Here is a 17,590-nt window from a genome sequence, read left to right as displayed (position 1 = left end):
TGGCCTCCATTCATGCGGCTATACCTAAGGCATAATGCGGAATCTGAAAACCACGTACGTCGATTTTCCCGGTGACGGCATTGGTGATCAGAGTCGAACGGTATTCCACCAATCGGCTAATTACATCGGTGGCCTTTTGCATCTGTGAATCAAGCTTTTTATTTAGCTTGTTGATGTATTCGACAATGTCGTGCTGCTCGTTTGTCGGTGGCAACCCAATGCAAAAGTCTTTGAGGAATGTTTCTGGAACGCGCTTTTGCCCCCCAGCGCCATACATCTCCGACTCTCCAATGCATCGAAATGGGTGTGACATCGTGAGGTGGAACAGATAATCCGCCAGGAGTGCATCACACACGCGCATTACATGTAGCTCGGTCGTGCCAAACGCAATCCCATTTTTCAGTCCGCGAGCAATTGCACCTTTACCGTTTTCAAAGCACGGGGTGATTTTTGCTACGACGACATCGTTATCCGCAAAGTACGTGTATCCACCGCCAATATCGCCAAGCTCTTTTTCAGCATCGAGATTAAGGCCACCAAATTCACCAACCGCTTCCATTGGCACAAATGAGACCAATTCATTATCGTCAAGCTTGATTTCGCCTTTGCTAGGGTTAGTTTTCATGCAAAAGCGCAACCGCTTAGGCGCCCAATGCACCGGGATTTCCCCCAACCACGCCACCTCCGAATCCTTCATGGGCACGGAAGGATCTAAGCCCTTTGTGACGGCATGGCTGATTAACGCTGCGCGCTTTTCGGCCAACTTGTCGAGCAATGTTTTCTGCTTGGCGATGAGCGCATCGATTTGCGCGGTTTTGAAATCAAGGAACTTTACTATTGCATTTTGCTCGTCGACAGGTGGCAGCCCAATCAAGATGCTCCCAACCGTATCCGTATTCAAATTGAGCTGGGTTCCCATTTTCCCTAAACCCAAATAGGGCTGACCACAGGCAAAAACGTAATAGAGAAACTCGTTGCGCTCCTTGAAGTCAGGAAAGTATACAAATCCGTCATGTATACAGCATTTAATTTTCGTGATGATCGGTTTACCGACTGTTCCAGCGATACTCAGAAATAAATCGCCAGGCCATCGTTTAACACTTAGATTTTCCCCAATCTCGGATAGCCGCTGTGTCGTTGCTTCTAAGTAGCGCTCACTTGCGGATACATCAGCAATTCGCACCCACGCAAACTCCCCTTCATCATCGAAGTATTTGGGGTCGTCTATCGGACGAGGTGAGGCGCCACGCTTCACTGACGTTAGATGCTTAATCCGAATTACATTCCAGTGAGATGGCACATCACCCAGCCAATCAATTTTTGACGGTATGCGGTGTGGATATTGGTCATAGCGAATCATTACACCACCTCGCTCAGCATGGCCATGATGTCTTTTTCCAACTGGCTGATTTCGCCTGCAATCTCTTCCAACGGCCGCGGCGGCTGATAAACGTAGAAGTGTCGGGTGAGTGGAATTTCATAGCCAACTTTTGTCTTGCTATGGTCGATCCACGCATCGGCAACGTGTGGGAGTACTTCGGCCTTGAGATACTCTTCGCAGTGGTCTTCGACCAGTACCAACAGTTTTTCGTGGCCGGTTTCGTTGTCATAGCCCAGCGGCAGCGGCAGGTCAATGTCTTCCGGCAATGCTACGATTTCGGTGTCGCGCAGGTCAGCATCAGGCTCTGGATTCCCTTTGGCATCTAGGCAAATGTCGGCCTTGGGGTCACGCTCGGACAGCGCAGCCAGGATGGCCTTTTTGATCGGCGCACCGACCTTGATGCCAGCCTTTTTCAAAGCGACGTCACACACCGACTCGAATGCAGGACGATTGCGATAGAGCGTTTCACCATCCATGCCTTGAAGGGCGGCCTTAATCGTTGCTTGCGTTTCCTGCCCCGCTGCAATTTCGGCGCGATATGCCGCCTCGTCCTTGCGCTTCTTGCTGCTCGCCAGATTGGCGAAGGCACTTTGCTCATCCAGCTTGGCGATGCGCGTGGCGCTGGCTTGGAAGTTCAAGCGCAGCGGGCGCTCGACGGTGATCTTAACGAAGCCAAACTCGCGGTTATCGAAGAGCTTGCTGCAAATCCGACGCTCGGGCTTACCCGCCACCAGCACTTCACTGTCTGCATCGTGGTCGTGCTCGGCGTACAGGCGCACCAACTCTTTGATGTGGTCATCCGAAAGTTCATTGCGCTTGTTGCCCAGGCTCTTATCCATTTTCTTGAAATGGCGCGTGCCATCGATTAGCTGCACCTTGCCCTGGCGATGAACTGGCTTCTTGTTGGTAACGATCCAAACGTAGGTATAGATTCCGGTGTTGTAGAACATCTGGTCTGGCAGGGCCACGACAGCATCCAGCATGTCGCGCTCGATGATCCAGCGGCGGATATTGGACTCTCCTGACCCGGCGTCACCGGTGAACAGGGGTGAGCCATTGAACACGATGGCGATCTTGGAGCCGTCGCCACGGACGTTCTTGCCATCGATCATTTTGGGCGGCTGGTGCATTTTCGAAATCATGTGCTGCAGGAAAAGCAGTGATCCATCGTTGATGCGTGGCAGGCCCGCGCCAAAACGACCGGAGAAGCCTTGGCCTTCATACTCCTCGCGTACGAAATCTTCTTCGGGCTTCCACTCCACACCAAAGGGTGGGTTGGCCAGCATGTAGTGGAATTTCTTGTTAGGGTGGCCGTCATGCGGCACAAAGCCATTGGTCTTGTTCTTGGCGTCCTTGATGCCCAGGGTGTCGCCATAGATCAGGTTGTTGATCGGCTCGTCCTTGATGAGCAGGTCGGAGCAGCAGATGGCGTAGGACTCGGGGTTGTATTCCTGCCCAAACAACTCGATGTGTGCATCCGGGTTCAACCCGTGTGTGAAGCCGTCGCCACAGATAAACTTCTCCGATTCGGACAACATACCGCCGGTACCCGCTGTGGGGTCATACACACTACGGTAGATGCCTTTCTCGTAGATGCCGTCCTCTCCGGTGAACAGCAACTGCACCATCAGGCGAATGACTTCACGCGGGGTGAAGTGATCCCCGGCCTCTTCGTTGGCCTGCTCATTGAACTTACGAACCAGCTCTTCGAACAGGTAGCCCATCTGCAAATTGCTAATGGCCTTGGGCGAGAGGTTGATGTCTGCGGAGCAGAACTCTTTGATGATCAGGAAAAGCCGGTTCGCCTCGTCCAGCTTGGCGATCTCGGTTTCAAACTCGAATTTGTCGAAGATGTCGCGGGCACGCGGCGAGAAGCCCTGGATATAGGCGATCAAATTGCCAGCAATGTTGGGAGCATCGCCCAGCAGCTTCTCAAACGTGAAGCCGCTGGTGTTGAACAGCTCCTGCTTGCGATCGGTGGCGGCGATGCGGGACAGCGCCTTTTCCAGCGCAGGGCCGGTGATACCTTTGTCTTCCAGGCGCTTCTTTTCGTCCAGCACCTTCTGCTTGTTTTCGGCCAGCACCAGATCGAAGCGACGCAGAACAATCAGCGGCAGCATCACGCGGCGGTACTGCGGCGGACGGTAGGGGCCGCGTAGCTTGTTGGCGATGCTCCAGATGAAGCCGACTAGGTCTTGGTGTTGTATGTTTTGCATCAATAATTCCGAAAGCGATTTGGTTTCTTCGTTTGACCTTGCTCCCGTATGGCTGTACGCGAGCCTTACATTTTCGTGTCAATACCTGGTCCGTAAAGCGCTGAGAGCGAGGGTTTCCTTGAGGGTTTGATCATTCCCACGGTCTGTGTTCACACTCCTCTTAGAGCGCCTTGAAGTCTAGCAGACCAGCATTTTTGTGACCATGAGGAAATAGGACCGACAACTAATACTTCACGACGACATCAAAAAAATAGTGCTATAATGCAACTAAATTTACAGCATTTACTTCCACAAGAGAGCACTATGGACCAAGACTTAGTAAAGCCAGCGCTTGCACCAAGCGACCCAAGGGATGGAGTCTTCCCTGGCGATTGGGCAAAAACCCGAAAATGTAGTTCCCACGCGAGCCGATCCTGAATCTAGACAGATTTCGTGTATATATAATTTTGATGGTTGAACCCAGCCAAAGCCCAAGCCCTAAAAAGGTCTTGGGCTTTTTTCATTCTACAAAAAGGGAATCGCACTAATGATTAACATCACCGCAAAACCCACCTGGCAATGGTCAGGCAAGAACACCTCAGCACGTTCGCTCAGCGCACGAACCAGCAGCTCGAGCACCTCGGCCCTTAAGCACGCGTTGATGCCACGTAGCCTGGACCTGAACTTCTCGCTGAAGTATCGGCGCTAATCCAACTGCATATCCGCTACCGCTGACAGTGCCGCATAGGCGGCGCTTGCCCAGCTTCAGCCACAAAGGCCCATGACATCAACATGTCATGGGCCTTTTCTTATTCGTAGTAACTACATCGAACAACTGGAGAGAAAAATGAGCAAGAACACTCCCCCAAGTAAATTATCCGAGAGCGTCCAACCGTCCAGCCCCACAAGCGCGAGTGTCGAGGTCGCGCTTACTCCATTCTGGCTTCTCAATGCTGGAACGGCCAAGAAGCTGGGCCAGCACAGCGCTGGCGTTCTCAATTATCACGTCCTCGCGGACAACGACCGCCGTGGCCTCCTCATCGCAGTAACGCGAAACGAAGGTGGCGGCTACTTCAGTCGTGAACGGGTTCCCTTCCGCACCATCGTGACGTGCCTAGAAAAGTACAAGTCGGGCACGCCCTTCGTGTCAAAGGTACTGAAGGATGTCTTCGTATCAAAGTCGGCCAACAACTCAGGTTTCATGTCCGCCGTGTTGCACGCGCTCGGCTTGCTCGCATCGGCACCCCAGGCTAAGACTCAGCACGTCGTTACCGGCGACTGGGCCTCATGGGAACAGGCCATGCTCGCTGAAACTGGCACGTGCATCGAACTGCCAAGCGAACTTGATGGCACAAAACCGGTTGAGAGCGATGCCGTACTGGGAGATAAGCAACACAGGAAAACGCTCGAAATCGCCACGAAAAAGCCTCAATAATGGCAAGCGGTTTGGTGACTACAGGGCCGGATCTTGCCTCGCTCGCCGCTGCCGAACGGCTGCCACAAGGGCTGCTGCACTGGATGCTTGGCGTTCACGGCCTCTACATCTACGGGGGGCTGCTCAAGAGGATCATCGATCCGGCCTCCACCGTCCCCCTCGGTGACGTGGACGTGATCGCGCTCGACGCCAAGGTCATGGAGGTCATGACCGAACGGTTCGGTATCGTCTTCAGGCGGGTGAACACGACCATTACCCGCACGCCCTACTTCATCGGAAAGGCAGGGCACGGTGACGCCAAGATCGTTCACCTCGCACTGCTTCGCTCGCACGAGCAAGCGTTGCGATACGTGATGAACAATCAGCTGGATATCGATCGCCTCGCCTTGTCGAACCATCACATTTTCTATGATCCAAATTTTGACCTCGGCGCGCTGTGCGACGCGATCCGAGCGAAGCGCGCGACCCGCGTCCAGGGCACGCGCGACATGACCCTCTTTGCAAAAAACCGGCCGCAGATCGAGCATCACTACGAGGTACGCTTGCGACGCAAGGGGTACACCGTGATCGACTGATTTCCTCAACCACGATAACAAAACAGGAACCATCTTGCCCGCCACCATTTACGTTACCCCGGCGTCCCTTGCCACAATGCTCTTGATCGCCCCGCTCGACTACTACGACCGCTGCACCCTCTCGGACGACCCCGCAACCGATCCGACCCACCGGGAAGGATACTATCTCAAGGACCTTTCATTCCTGCCCGTTTCCGTCCTGCCCGACGCCGCGCACATCGCCTTGCGGCTCGATGCCGACGCTGCCGAAGTGACGTTCCCGACTGAGCTGCGCGGCTGCATATTCGAGCGCGCGCCGCACCTGCCTCCCGACTACCAGCGCATCATTGCGTATTGGTCTGGTTCACCGATCAACGCGAACTCGGACTGCGCCGTGTACTACCAATGCCCGGCCCAGCGCTACGAAGTGTCCCTCGCAGCGCTGAAAGCCAGTCCGGAGTTAATTGGCAGGCGGGACGGTACACCGCTTATCGACGCCCTCCTTTCCGAAGGCGTCGTGGTTTCCATCGCCGGTCTGGGCGCGCTGATTGTGGAGGCTGCGGACGACGATTTCGTCTCCGTCGAGCTGCCTATCGATGACGACCTGCTCGGGCTGGACAACGGCGGCTTCCTCGCTGAGAAGCCCTACGACGTGACCTCGGCGCGTGTCGAACGAATCTTCCTGCGAGTGGCCGACATTAGGCGTTCACCCAATCCGCAATGTCTTTACATTGACATCTTGCGCTACGAGGAATTGGACTATGGTTTTTATTACTAGCTTGGCAGATCAGCAACATCGCACACGCTGCGAACGTCGCGTCCCATGGCACCTCCCCATATCTTGGGGCAAGCAGGTGCTGAGCAAACTATCCGCATGGTACTTCCTTCAGGACGCTTCCAGCAGTACCGCACAGTCCTGACTGCACGTGCTAACGCCTTCACCCTCTGACGGACAGCACAGCGAGGCAATGGACGCACGGTCGCTTCGGACATCTTCTCAGCGGGCGGGAGGTTCGTTCAACAAATCAGGACAAAGTACCTCACGATCATGTGCAAGACCAAGGCTGACAAGATGAACACACTGCAACCGCTCCGACCGCTCTATAGTTGCCGCAGGGAATCTTAAATAATGCTAACATTCAGCTGCATTGCTTTCCAGAACCATTTCCAGGGATCGACCATGACGAAATCAAAAATTTGCATAACGCCTCAACGTTCTGTAAGCGGAACGCCAAGACCAGCACCGAGTAACGAAAGAGACGGCGTCTTCCCAGGCGATTGGGCTCCGGTCCGAAAAAAGTAACTCCAGCGGGCTGACCCGGAGTCGGGGGGATCATCTAACACATGGCATCTATACCTCAAAATCCCCATGATAGAGATGTCATGGGGATTTTCATTTGCGCTCCGAAGTCGGTACTGAAATTGAGCTTCCTACTATTGGCAATAGCGGCGCCGTAACCGATGCCGGACCGAAACTGCACCGCAACAAAACACTGTCGCGGCGACATGGCGACACGGCGACACGGCGACACGGCGACACGCCAGTCTCACCATGCCGCAGATCTGTGACCAATTAAGGTCGCCGTGTCGCCGTGTCGCCCGGTATTTCAACTACCGAAGGACGATCACCGGGCGATTTTTTGAAGTCCTCGTAAATCCACTTATGGAAACGTACCTCTCGCAATGAAAGACGCTCCAGCGCATAGTCATGCTTCATCAACCGTGTCTGAAAGGGAGACGGCGGCACTGTAGTCGTCCACTGTGACCGCGCGTGCCGTGCTTCGGCAGCTTCATGGAATTTCGTCAAGAGCGAATCCAATACCTGCTGGGCAGATTCCAGACGCGGCAAGGCGGTCGCTTTGTTGTGCCGCTTTACCAATTCAGACAACGTGGCTGTTAACGCAGTCGCGTTTGTCGTTCCGCACCATTCAATGAACGGATGCTCACCAGCAAGTGTGGAGTAGGGAATTATCTGGCTCGGAAGCTTAGTTCCGTAATTGCAAAGTACCTCGTTGTCGTCTGCGTCTTCCTTTTGCTTCCTGACGGTCACTTCGCCCGACGTCAAGGACAGCAGCGCTACTCCGCTTTTTGGCACCGAAAAACCCATCAGGTCATGCGTGAACAGGACACTTTGCAATGGCAGGCCGACCATACGACCACATTTCTCCACAAACGCGGCGACGGTCGTCGTTGGAAGCCTTGTACAGAGTTCAATGCCGTGGACATCTTCATGCTTTCCGGTCTCAACATCATTGCCTCGATAAACCTGAAAATTCAGCAGTTTCGAGCAGACTTCGTAGCCCACTAATATGATCAGCTGACGCTTCTTGCCTTCTCGCTTGTCGCGACTAAATTGGGTCACCAGCGACACAGCACGTAAGCGCAACTGGCACGCCATAGGATAGCTACCCATACGGCAATCTTGCGTCAATGTCTTTTCGCTCCCCCTCACCCACTCACCGCGCGCCAGATCCGAATAGAAGGTCTGGCGCGCGCGCACAGGTAGCCCCAACCCTTCGCCCCACTGGTAAAGGCATGAAGGCGTCTCACCCGTGAGTTCGGAAAGCTCCCTGGCAAACGCAACGACGAGATCGCGATTAATTTTTTCGTCTGAATTAGACGATTTCGTAACGCTCAAATCTATCCCCTGAACGACTTACCTGACGCATGCTAAGAGCCGCGATCATAGAATATAACTCACTGATTGTATTCATCTTTTTTCCAATGAAATACTTTACCATTGCCCTTAAAGTCCGTTTCACCAAGGCTTTTCTTGACACTAAATGGAGCGAAAAATGAATCGAAAGATGAGTATGAAGGAAGCGCTGGAAAAGAGCAAAGCACGGCGCGCCAATCAAGAACAGACCAATGCCAAAAACGAGACGAGCTGCGAACAGGACGCTGCGAACGATCCCAATGTCGATACTGCGAAAGATCAATCTGAAGATCATCTCTATGTCACCAAGAGCGATGCCGAAGTCCAGCCCGAAGCGTCGATAGCGAAGAAGAAATCGCTGACCATGAAGGAACTGCTGAATGCCAAAAACGCAAGCAAGCAGCACCGCGCAGTTGCGCTCGCGCGAACAGCGCAACACCGGGAACATCAGGATGAGCCTATCGAGGCTACCGAAGCGAAGGCCGAACAGTCGTCGCAACAGGACGAGGATGATGACGAACCCGCTGAGCCGATCGAAGAGATGGATATAGCAGAAACTCCGCACCGTTCCACCGGGAAAAAAGCGCCACGTCCAGCTGCTTCGACAGCAATCGCACCGGTTCAGAAAAAGCCCTTCCCCGTCGGCGCTTTCGGTAGCCTGGCCCCCGTAATCATGCTGATGGCGAGAGCAGTCCAGGTAAGCGCAGAGATGGTCGCCTCGGCAATGATTGGCGCGATTTCTGCGCTCGCCCAAGCCCTCATCAATGTCTCGCCAAAAAAATCTGGCGTGGGCTGCCCCGTTACGATCAATCTACTCATCATTGCCCTGTCGGCTGATCGTAAGTCCTCTACGATTTCCGCCGTCATCAAACCCATTCTGGCGGCGATCAGCCGTGCGACAGATTGCCGTCGCCACATGCTGATCCAAGACGTCACTGTCGATGGCATGGTCATCGGCCTTATCGATCGATGCCATTCCCAGTTGTTGATCGCTCCTGAGGGGGCCTCCCTCTTCGGCGGGCACGCAATGAGCCCTGACAATTTGGGCAGGTTTATGGGAAACGTGTCCTCCCTGTTCTCAGGTGAAGCGCTCACTCGTACGCGGGCTAAAGAACACAGCTATGCGGAAGATCGCCGTCTGAGCTTGCTGGTATTTGTCCAGCCAGTGATCGCTATGGACTTCTTGAGTTCGCCGTTGGTGATGCAGCAGGGTCTGGGAAATCGCTTTCTGTACAGCCAGCCGCAGTCACTGGTCGGGACACGCAAGTTTGATGATATCGAACTGGATGAGGAGCCAGTCTACAAGGAGTACTGCGAGAAAATCACGAAGCTGGCAAACCAGCAGTGGAAGATCAATCCGCACACCGGTGGTGTCGATGCTAGAACCGTGCGCTTGAGCGACGACGCTAAAGCCGCATGGGTCAAATACTACGATGAGATGGAATTGGCGATAGCGCCCGGTGGCGACATGGCGACACACGCCGGATACGCCGGTCGCTACTCGGAACAGATCTTGCGGCTGGCTGCCCTGCTCGCGATCGCGGACGATCCCAATGTAGTTACCATCGGCGAAGAAACCATGCTGAATGCGATTGAGATTGGTAGCTACTACATGGATTCCGCCATGAGCGCCTTCAACGTCGCGCCAGCCAACAAGGATGAACTGGATGCGGGCACCCTGCTGGACTGGATCCGCAGTAAGCAGGAAGAGCTCGGCATCGCTGGCATCCCAGTCCGCATGATGTACAGGGTTGGCCCTCGTTGCGCACGTCCTCAAAAGCGTACCAAGGCATTGCTGGACCTCCTTGAGTCCCGTGGTGAGATCAGCAAGTGCGACAAAACTATCGTGTACGGCTCGGATAACAAACGCTCGAACGAAAACTACGCCGTGACCGGACTGTAGCCGTCTTCCTCGAAATGACAAGGTTCCGCGTGGTCTAAATCCGGCACCTTGTCCCCCTAAGAGAATGCACCCCGGCGCCATCGCCAAAACACAAAATTTTGGGTTGATGTCGCCATGTCGCCAAGGTCGCCACACCGCACAGTGAGCGACTGAGGTCGGTAGCGCCGAAAGCCGGGTACGCGCCGTTTTGCACCGTAGTCCGACACTCTGGTCGCGCATCCAGCCTCCCCAGGGCCACCCAGGGCCAAGCTGCACACCTTCACTTTCTCCTATGAACCAACCGCAGCCATGCGCCATCGCAGGCCGACAGTCGCGGACCATATCCGAACGGCTTTGATCGCCCTACAAGCACCGACCACTTTCCCATGCTAGACAACACCAAAGCGAATCATGAATAAACCCACTTTACCCAAACCAGCATTGTTCCCCATGGGCCAACTCGCCGCCACGCCCGGCGCACTCAAGGTACTCGAAAAGCACGGCATCACGCCTTTGCGATTGCTGGCGCGGCATGCCATCGGGGACTGGGGTGATATCGGACTAGACGACGCCAAGACCAACGCCGATGCGTTGCGCTTTGGCGCGCGCCTTCTATCACGCTACCGGCTGACTGAAGGCGTCAGAATTTGGGTGATATCCGAGGCCGACCGCTCGGTCACGACCGTACTGCTCCCGTCGGACTATTAACCGGATCGCCGCCGAAAATGCGGCCTGCGCTTTTCGAGCGGCCAGCATTGTTGTCGCCGTGTCGCCGTGTCGCCAATTCCGCCACACGCCAAACCGCAGCTGGTTGGCATCACTCACCGACCCGATTAATTCCGAAGTGGCGACAGGCGACACGGCGACAAAGCCCGGGAATGGACCGAAACGTAAGCGCGACAGCCTCGGCCGCAAACACCTCACTTTGCATTGAACCACGCCAGCGCTAGAAGAATACAAGTTCAGCCCCGGCGAAACCTTGCCCGGTTCTAGGGACTTGGAAGACTAGGTTCGCCCGCCAAACCATCACCGACGTAATTTCTGCACGCAAAGTTAGACAAATTCGTAATGCGGCAATCGGTTTCGCAAGTGACTCTCCTGACCCAAATCCACAGCAATAGAAATCGACTTCAACCCATTGATTTCGTTAGTATTTTTTGGCCTGCACTATTCCACCCTAGCCCGTAAAGTCGGTCTCAGCAACACCTGATCGGCACTAATTCCTTACGAAAACGCATCCAGAAAGGCATCAACATGGCAGTATCCATCAAATGGACCAAGGCGGCACTGGAGAAGCTGGCAGCGCACGTCCAGGGCGCAAAGTCCAGCAACTACGAAATCACTGACCCGCAGACCGCAGGCCTGAAACTTCAAATCGGCACGACGGGTCGAAAGTTTTTCTGGTTCCGCTATACGTACCGTGGCGAAAAGCTTGCTGTACGCATTGGCGAGTTTGGTCCCATCAGTATCGAGCAAGCGCGTTCAGCGGCGCAGCAGCACCGCGCCACGCTTGATCTCGGCGGCAATCCTCAGGACGCCAGAATGCAGCAGAAATCTATGCCGCTCGTGCGCGAGTTCGCTGACGAGTATATCGAGCAGGCAAAACTGACCAAGATCACGTACAAGAACGATATCGCAAAGTTCCGCGACCACGTCCTGCCTGTGATTGGCGATCTCCGTCTTTCCGATGTCTCCCCCCGTGATATCCAACTGCTGCTGGGAGGCCTGAAGGGCAACCTATCGCCAGCGACCGTCAACCGCGTTCACGCGCTGCTGAGCGTATTCTTCAATCTGGCCGTGTCGTGGAAACGTATCGCGCATTCGCCCTGCGCCAATCTGAAAAAGCTCAAAGAGGCAAACCGTAAAGATCACTTCATGTCGCCGAGCGACATTCGGCGCATCCTGGCGGCGGCCCCCTTGGACATGAACCCAGTAGCCGCCAGTGCGATCTCCGCCTTGATTCTCACCGGCCTGCGTCGTGAAGAAATCCTGCAGAGCCGCCATGAGCACTTGGACTTGGAAAAGGGTTCCCTGTTTCTGCCCAAGACGAAGAATGGGCGCTCGCGCCATGTGGTCCTCAACGATGCTGCCATCGCCGTCTTTAAGAATGCGCCACGTGTGGCGGACTCGCCGTGGATCTTCCCAGGCAAGAACCCGGCGAAGCCACTCAACAATCCGACCAAGGCGTGGCATCGTATCCTTACTGCGGCGAAGGTTGAACGCTGCAGGCTGCACGACTGCCGTCATGCTTTTGCAAGCATGCTCGTGAACGAAGGTGCATCGTTGTATCAAGTGCAGTTGCTTTTAGGACATGCATCCAGCGCTACGACTCAGCGCTATGCCCACCTCGCGTCGAGCACGCTGCGTAATACGTCGCAGCTTGTCTCGAATCTCGTCAACGAAGCTTGATCTCCTTGAAAACCTAAAGGGCTGCGGCTAAATGCCGCAGCCCTTTTTTTATTGCTACTCAATCGTTGCGGGCCTCCTCGTGAAGATGAGGTGTTACCCGAAGACCTACCAAAGATTTTGCGCAATATGATTCAGTTGATTCTTGATCTTGTCCACAGACGGGTTCACATCAGTTTTAATTCGGTTTATACGCGCCGAGTCGCCTGGATTCATCAGTGCAATCGGTTTTGAAAGTGCCGACGACATGCGTCCCGATCCCAGGTAATCATCTGACAGCACGATGTGATTATCAGGATTCGCTGTCGTGAAATGAGCGATATTTCTGCTAACGATATCTCTAACTTCTTCCAAAAAGACTTTTGTCTGCTGATTTGGCTCGTTCCTAGCTCCTGCCCGTGTCGTCCAACCGCATCCCGTGAGTACAATCATCTGAATTTTGGGAGCATGCTGGTCTGCGGGCATCACCCGGCGGAACTCGCTAGAAGGATTGCTCAATGTCTTTAGCAACAGTGATAACGAGTTAATAGACTGCTTATCTGTCCTTACCGGAACCACTAATGCGTCAACCGCGTGCCACGCTAGATGTGTACAACCAGAAAAGAACGGTGAGGTATCGATGATAACTTTATCAGTGCCCGTTTCTTGCTTCTCACGCAATATTTCTGTTTTTAATGAATAAAGAAGCGTATCGATAACTGTTACTTTCTGGGGACCCGTCAATTGATTCGCCCCTGCTACAGCGTTCGCCATCTGCGACGGGAGCGTGTACAACTCGCTAGACGATGGCATGAAAAAGCTGTTTTTCCCTCTAAAAAATGGATTGGTAGCTGATATATTCTGTGCAACACGACTTGCCCTCCCAAGACCGTTAAAAAAATACGGGAGTAGCATATCGTTGACCGTAGTGGATACATTCTGGTAATAATTATTATCGTAAAAATACGATAAATTTCCTTGGGGGCACGTATCAACCGCTAGTAAATTATCGGTAAGAAATGAAATGTTGAAAGATAAAGATGTCTTACCGATGCCTCCGCGCAAGTTGCACATCGCATAGCTATCAAACTTCGGCAGGTTCAGAGCCACGGCATTACCGACAGAAATATCGTTCTGGCGCGCGATGATGGTGTTAATTTGCGATGTCATATGTTCCCTAAGAAGATTAGTTCTCCATATTCTACACCAATCATTGGACTTTTACATAAAAGTGGTGGAACTAATTTCTGATTTTGTCCGAAAACCAAGTTCTAGGTGCAAAAATGCATTTCGTAATCCGCAGCTCCGTGGATTTCACAGGAATCAAGGAATGAAAGGATGACTTGGCGGCGTTAGAATACTGGCCCGCGCTCCGGTTGCCTGTCTCCCACCTGTCCCGGTGCTGGATTCCTATGACCTGGCTGTCCTGTAGTCCGCCGTTGCCTGAACGAAGTCCGCCCAGCGCCCTTTTTCCGGTCCAAAACTTCGCCTGTCCATCTCCGGTCCGCCGGTCTAAAAAAACTCCGCCAGCCGTGGCATATCCGCGACGACGCAAAGTGTTGCGGCGCGGACTTATCGGACGGAACCTCCAAAGCCGATACTGTAAGGTTTTCCTTGACGCAGCTGCTCACCGGGCTCAGACTTAGTATCTACCTAACGGCCTAGGGCTCACGCTGATGCCTGAGGTAGAGCCGTGTTTTGAAAATCCTTGTGTCGGTGGTTCGATTCCGCCCCGGGCCACCAAGAATTCAGCAGTAAGCAAAACGCCACCTTCGGGTGGCGTTGTTATTTGCAGTTTCGAAATAAGCCAACAATGATCTTGCAAGGTCATGTTGTTGTTTTTCGCTTCTACAACGATATTCCTATCGCGCGAACACTCGGTCGCCGACAAATCATTCAAGCGGTCATTCCTTGACGGCGATCACTGGGAAACACAAGCTGATTTCCCCTATTGTAGGCTTCCAGGAAACGGTCAAGCCCATGCTCGCCACCGTTCACGGCACGCCTCGCCGCTTTCAGATCGTCGAGGAGAATTGCTTTTTGAATTTTCGTTCGCGCTTTTTTGATGAACGCTGCTAGGATGCGCGCTGCAATCTCAGGTTCAAGGGCCCTGTCGGGATTTGTCAACAGATCGGGAAGCGATAATAACTTGCTAAAATCAGTGTAATTTCCTTTTCCAGTTAACTGAATAAAACCGCGCCCTTTGTATTTCTCTCCATCGCCATGCGCATTATTCCCCAGACTCCCCCGATTCCGGTAATCGTATAAACCGAACTTATTGTCAAGGCGATATTGACTGACCAATGTAGTCATGACATTTCCGATATCGCGCAATTGTGAATCTGAAATATTTGACACATCGACGGGTCGTAAGGTGTTTAACCGGGACTCGTCTTCTTCAATCGGTCTAAAGCCTGCCGTCTCTGCACGGATAGTTGCGTAAGCGACCAATTTCATTTTTACGTCGATCAGTCCGGCATCATTCAACGCTTGCTCAACTAATGGGTAATACTTGACTACATTTTTTTGAGAACTGGATTCAGGAAACATTGCAAGGACAATCTGTAAACCCCACGGAATAAACTCCATCATCGTTCTCCTCTGAACTTGCTGGCTTCAAACAAGGTAGATGCACATCGAGCGGATACCGGCTTAATCTTCCATCGTTGCGGCATGGCAGACTTTAAGTGCAAAAGTTGGTAGCTGATGGTATGAAAGTTCATACCTGACATCAGTATTGTCCTGGCATACTAAGCTGTCAAGCACGTTTTACGCTTGGCGTCAAACAGCTTTTTTCAACATGAGCTCAAAAAATTTTATCCCGAAGGTCCGATTCTTACCCAGTCGCTAAGAACAGTAGCAAACAAAAAGCCCACACATATAGGTTGGCGCTTTGCTTCTAGAATCAAAATCTCGTGTTATTGAACGAGAAGAAGGAGGAGGCGATCATTACCAACAACCTGTTTCGGACAGCGTAGCGCAAGTACAGAGCACCGGTTTGGCAATGTCCGGCAACCGCCAGCCGAACAACCTCACTCCTTCTTTTCTGTAAAATCACCCTCGATCACCATGTCATCGCTACTTTTACGAGGACGTTGTCCACCCGTAAAATTGAACACAGACGATAGCATCCGATCGAATAGCGCCTTCCTCAGCCAGGGGAAAGTCAGCAGAAACACCGTAGCGAAACCTGTGAATAGCGCCGGCACGGTGTCGCCGCGCGACAGCAGGGTCACCAGGCAGAGTGCGAGCAGGCATAGGACGAGTGGTCGACGGGCAGGTTTCGGCAACAGGCCGACAAGGCGCAGCTTGCCATTGCGTACCGAGGGGAACCTGGCGAACACCATGCCGAGAAGCAAGCCGGCCGCGAACCGGCCTGTGCCGAGATAATCGGCCAGCACCCCGACGACCAGGAAGCCGACGTAGGTCAGCGTGCTGGCCAGGGCCGCCAGCACCAACAAGAAGACAGCGAGCGTCAGCTTTGGCTTGCCGGTTACCGCTCTGATCATAAAACGTAGAATTTGTGTACTCCTGCAAATGGCATTGGAAAGATGTCGCAAATTCTAACAGGACGCACCCCGCACAACTTCGCTCGACCAGTAGCGCCACGCTTTCCGCCCTCGCCTCCGTTCCCTGGGGCTGCCAACAACGGCGCCACCTTTGGGTGACCTTTTTCCTGGGCAGGACAAACACGCGCACGATATGAGGCGTTGTCCGACACGCGCGTTTCGTGTTTGGATTTGCTGTTAGATTATTAATAGCTCAACACTTACAACCCTTTATTGACCAGCGCATCACCATGAAAACCTTCCACTGCGACAAGTGCTCACACCAGATATTTTTTGAAAATACCCTCTGTTTCAACTGCCAGAGTACGCTCGGCTACCAGCCTGCCACGCGCAGCGTCAATGCCTTCGAGCAGACCGAAACGGGTCAATGGCGCAGCCTGCACCGCAACGCCGAGGGCAAGCTCTATAAACAGTGCGCCAATTATGTCCAGCACAACGTCTGCAACTGGATGCTGCCGGCGGACGACCCGCACGACTTGTGCGAGTCGTGCCAGCTGACCGTCGTCATTCCAGCGCTGACGTCGGAAAAAAACCACATCCTCTGGTCGCGCCTGGAAGCGGCCAAGCGCCGCCTGCTGTTTTCGCTGGCGACGCTGAACCTAACGCCGAAGTCGAAGGAAACAGAGCCGGAAACGGGCCTGGCCTTCCAGTTCCTGGAAGACGGCGTGTCGGACCAATGCGTCATGACCGGCCACGACAACGGCCTGATCACCCTGAACATTGCCGAAGCCGACCCGGCCGAGCGCGAACGCACGCGCGAGCAGATGCATGAGCGCTATCGCACGCTGCTGGGGCACTTCCGCCACGAAAGCGGGCATTATTATTTCGACCGGCTGGTGGCCGACAGCGAATGGATCGACGAATACCGCACCCTGTTCGGCGACGAGCGCGAGGATTACGGCGATGCCCTGCAGCGCCACTACAAGGAAGGTCCGCCAGCCGACTGGGAGTCGCGCTTCGTGAGCACCTACGCCAGTTCGCACTCGTGGGAAGACTGGGCCGAAACCTGGGCCCATTACCTGCACATGCTCGATACGCTGGAAACGGCGAATTCCTGCGGCCTGGCACTGCATCCACGCAAGAAGGATGAACCGGCGCTCGACAGCGTGACCCTGCCCACGAAAACCGATGCGCTGGACGACATCCTGAGCGACTGGTTTGCGCTGACCTACGTGCTCAATAGCCTGAACCGCAGCATCGGCATGCCGGACTCGTATCCGTTCACGCTCAGCACACCGGTGCTGGAGAAGCTGGGATTCGTGCACAAGATCGTGCGCGCGCAGATGAAGGCGCCGGCGGCAAAGTGAAGCAATCCGCCTGATGCCAGGCAGTTACATCACGTTTCAGCCGGAGAACGAAGCGCAAACCCGTAAGGTGGGCGGCTCCACCGCTTCAGTCATACGAACCAGTGACGTTTGCGCCGCCCACGCGTTCAACCAACCGGCGCTGGATCGCGACGTTTCAGCGTGCTGTTGAACGCGTGGGCGGCATCCAAGCAGCGGACAAGCATGCGCCCAGGTATAGCCGCCCACC

Annotated in this window: 13 protein-coding genes; 7 read left to right on the top strand and 6 right to left on the bottom strand. The window is 54.0% G+C overall.

The window, feature by feature from the left end; genetic code table 11:
• Nucleotides 1-10 precede the first annotated feature (10 nt).
• Both IFT60_RS08250 and IFT60_RS08245 read right to left on the bottom strand, forming a co-directional pair.
• Nucleotides 11-1,360, bottom strand: a complete 1,350-nt coding sequence (locus tag IFT60_RS08250; RefSeq protein ID WP_192051475.1) for a restriction endonuclease subunit S — start codon at nucleotides 1,358-1,360, stop codon at nucleotides 11-13.
• Entirely contained in the window at nucleotides 1,360-3,597 is a 2,238-nt protein-coding gene (locus IFT60_RS08245) for a type I restriction-modification system subunit M (RefSeq protein WP_192051474.1), read from the bottom strand. The genes IFT60_RS08250 and IFT60_RS08245 overlap by 1 nt, the downstream gene beginning before the upstream one ends.
• A gap of 826 nt (nucleotides 3,598-4,423) precedes the next feature.
• Here IFT60_RS08245 and IFT60_RS08240 point away from each other — a divergent pair.
• Genes IFT60_RS08240 through IFT60_RS08230 form a run of 3 tightly spaced genes read left to right on the top strand, consistent with a single transcriptional unit; the run spans nucleotide 4,424 to nucleotide 6,343 of the window.
• Entirely contained in the window at nucleotides 4,424-5,011 is a 588-nt protein-coding gene (locus IFT60_RS08240; RefSeq protein WP_192051473.1) for a hypothetical protein, read from the top strand.
• Nucleotides 5,011-5,586, top strand: a complete 576-nt coding sequence (locus IFT60_RS08235) for a hypothetical protein (RefSeq protein ID WP_192051472.1) — start codon at nucleotides 5,011-5,013, stop codon at nucleotides 5,584-5,586. Before IFT60_RS08240 ends, IFT60_RS08235 begins: the two co-directional genes overlap by 1 nt.
• Before the next feature lie 34 nt (nucleotides 5,587-5,620).
• The gene (locus tag IFT60_RS08230) at nucleotides 5,621-6,343 is read left to right on the top strand and encodes a hypothetical protein (protein WP_192051471.1); all 723 of its coding nucleotides are present in this window, start codon (nucleotides 5,621-5,623) and stop codon (nucleotides 6,341-6,343) included.
• Nucleotides 6,344-7,138: 795 nt separating this feature from the next.
• On the opposite strand, the gene IFT60_RS08225 is transcribed toward IFT60_RS08230, so the two are convergent.
• Nucleotides 7,139-8,203, bottom strand: coding sequence for a hypothetical protein (locus tag IFT60_RS08225; protein WP_192051470.1), 1,065 nt, complete (start codon nucleotides 8,201-8,203; stop codon nucleotides 7,139-7,141).
• Nucleotides 8,204-8,360: 157 nt separating this feature from the next.
• On the opposite strand from IFT60_RS08225, the gene IFT60_RS08220 reads away from it, so the two are divergent.
• The 3 genes from IFT60_RS08220 to IFT60_RS08210 all read left to right on the top strand — a co-directional run bounded on the left by IFT60_RS08220 (nucleotide 8,361) and on the right by IFT60_RS08210 (nucleotide 12,512).
• Nucleotides 8,361-10,124 (top strand): DUF3987 domain-containing protein, encoded by a 1,764-nt coding sequence (locus IFT60_RS08220; RefSeq protein ID WP_192051469.1) that lies wholly within the window; start codon nucleotides 8,361-8,363, stop codon nucleotides 10,122-10,124.
• Nucleotides 10,125-10,514: 390 nt separating this feature from the next.
• On the top strand, nucleotides 10,515-10,811 hold the full coding sequence (locus IFT60_RS08215) for a hypothetical protein (RefSeq protein ID WP_192051468.1): 297 nt from the start codon (nucleotides 10,515-10,517) through the stop codon (nucleotides 10,809-10,811).
• A 546-nt stretch (nucleotides 10,812-11,357) separates the two neighbouring features.
• Nucleotides 11,358-12,512 (top strand): site-specific integrase, encoded by a 1,155-nt coding sequence (locus tag IFT60_RS08210; protein WP_192051467.1) that lies wholly within the window; start codon nucleotides 11,358-11,360, stop codon nucleotides 12,510-12,512.
• 105 nt (nucleotides 12,513-12,617) lie between these two features.
• Here the strand turns inward: IFT60_RS08210 and IFT60_RS08205 are convergent, their stop codons facing one another.
• The 3 genes from IFT60_RS08205 to IFT60_RS08195 all read right to left on the bottom strand — a co-directional run bounded on the left by IFT60_RS08205 (nucleotide 12,618) and on the right by IFT60_RS08195 (nucleotide 15,997).
• The gene (locus IFT60_RS08205; protein ID WP_192051466.1) at nucleotides 12,618-13,658 is read right to left on the bottom strand and encodes a ParA family protein; all 1,041 of its coding nucleotides are present in this window, start codon (nucleotides 13,656-13,658) and stop codon (nucleotides 12,618-12,620) included.
• 726 nt (nucleotides 13,659-14,384) lie between these two features.
• On the bottom strand, nucleotides 14,385-15,080 hold the full coding sequence (locus tag IFT60_RS08200) for a glycoside hydrolase family 19 protein (RefSeq protein ID WP_192051465.1): 696 nt from the start codon (nucleotides 15,078-15,080) through the stop codon (nucleotides 14,385-14,387).
• 440 nt (nucleotides 15,081-15,520) lie between these two features.
• Nucleotides 15,521-15,997: a hypothetical protein gene (locus IFT60_RS08195; protein WP_192051464.1), complete on the bottom strand. Its 477-nt coding sequence runs from the start codon at nucleotides 15,995-15,997 to the stop codon at nucleotides 15,521-15,523.
• 290 nt (nucleotides 15,998-16,287) lie between these two features.
• On the opposite strand from IFT60_RS08195, the gene IFT60_RS08190 reads away from it, so the two are divergent.
• A complete protein-coding gene (locus tag IFT60_RS08190; protein WP_192051463.1) occupies nucleotides 16,288-17,364 on the top strand; it encodes a zinc-binding metallopeptidase family protein in 1,077 nt (358 codons plus the stop codon).
• Nucleotides 17,365-17,590 lie beyond the last annotated feature (226 nt).

The sequence above is a fragment of the Massilia sp. CFBP 13721 genome (assembly GCF_014842025.1).
In the GTDB taxonomy this organism is placed as follows: domain Bacteria; phylum Pseudomonadota; class Gammaproteobacteria; order Burkholderiales; family Burkholderiaceae_D; genus Telluria.
The sequence above is the reverse complement of the archived record's forward strand: the minus strand, read 5'-3'. Positions and strand labels throughout refer to the sequence as shown.

Bases quoted from the DNA above. Each gene is read 5' to 3' on its own strand.
- IFT60_RS08250 (WP_192051475.1), bottom strand. From the start codon at position 1,360: ATGATTCGCTATGACCAATATCCACACCGCATACCGTCAAAAATTGAT.
- IFT60_RS08245 (WP_192051474.1), bottom strand. From the start codon at position 3,597: ATGCAAAACATACAACACCAAGACCTAGTCGGCTTCATCTGGAGCATC.
- IFT60_RS08240 (WP_192051473.1), top strand. From the start codon at position 4,424: ATGAGCAAGAACACTCCCCCAAGTAAATTATCCGAGAGCGTCCAACCG.
- IFT60_RS08235 (WP_192051472.1), top strand. From the start codon at position 5,011: ATGGCAAGCGGTTTGGTGACTACAGGGCCGGATCTTGCCTCGCTCGCC.
- IFT60_RS08220 (WP_192051469.1), top strand. From the start codon at position 8,361: ATGAATCGAAAGATGAGTATGAAGGAAGCGCTGGAAAAGAGCAAAGCA.
- IFT60_RS08215 (WP_192051468.1), top strand. From the start codon at position 10,515: ATGAATAAACCCACTTTACCCAAACCAGCATTGTTCCCCATGGGCCAA.
- IFT60_RS08210 (WP_192051467.1), top strand. From the start codon at position 11,358: ATGGCAGTATCCATCAAATGGACCAAGGCGGCACTGGAGAAGCTGGCA.
- IFT60_RS08205 (WP_192051466.1), bottom strand. From the start codon at position 13,658: ATGACATCGCAAATTAACACCATCATCGCGCGCCAGAACGATATTTCT.
- IFT60_RS08200 (WP_192051465.1), bottom strand. From the start codon at position 15,080: ATGATGGAGTTTATTCCGTGGGGTTTACAGATTGTCCTTGCAATGTTT.
- IFT60_RS08195 (WP_192051464.1), bottom strand. From the start codon at position 15,997: ATGATCAGAGCGGTAACCGGCAAGCCAAAGCTGACGCTCGCTGTCTTC.
- IFT60_RS08190 (WP_192051463.1), top strand. From the start codon at position 16,288: ATGAAAACCTTCCACTGCGACAAGTGCTCACACCAGATATTTTTTGAA.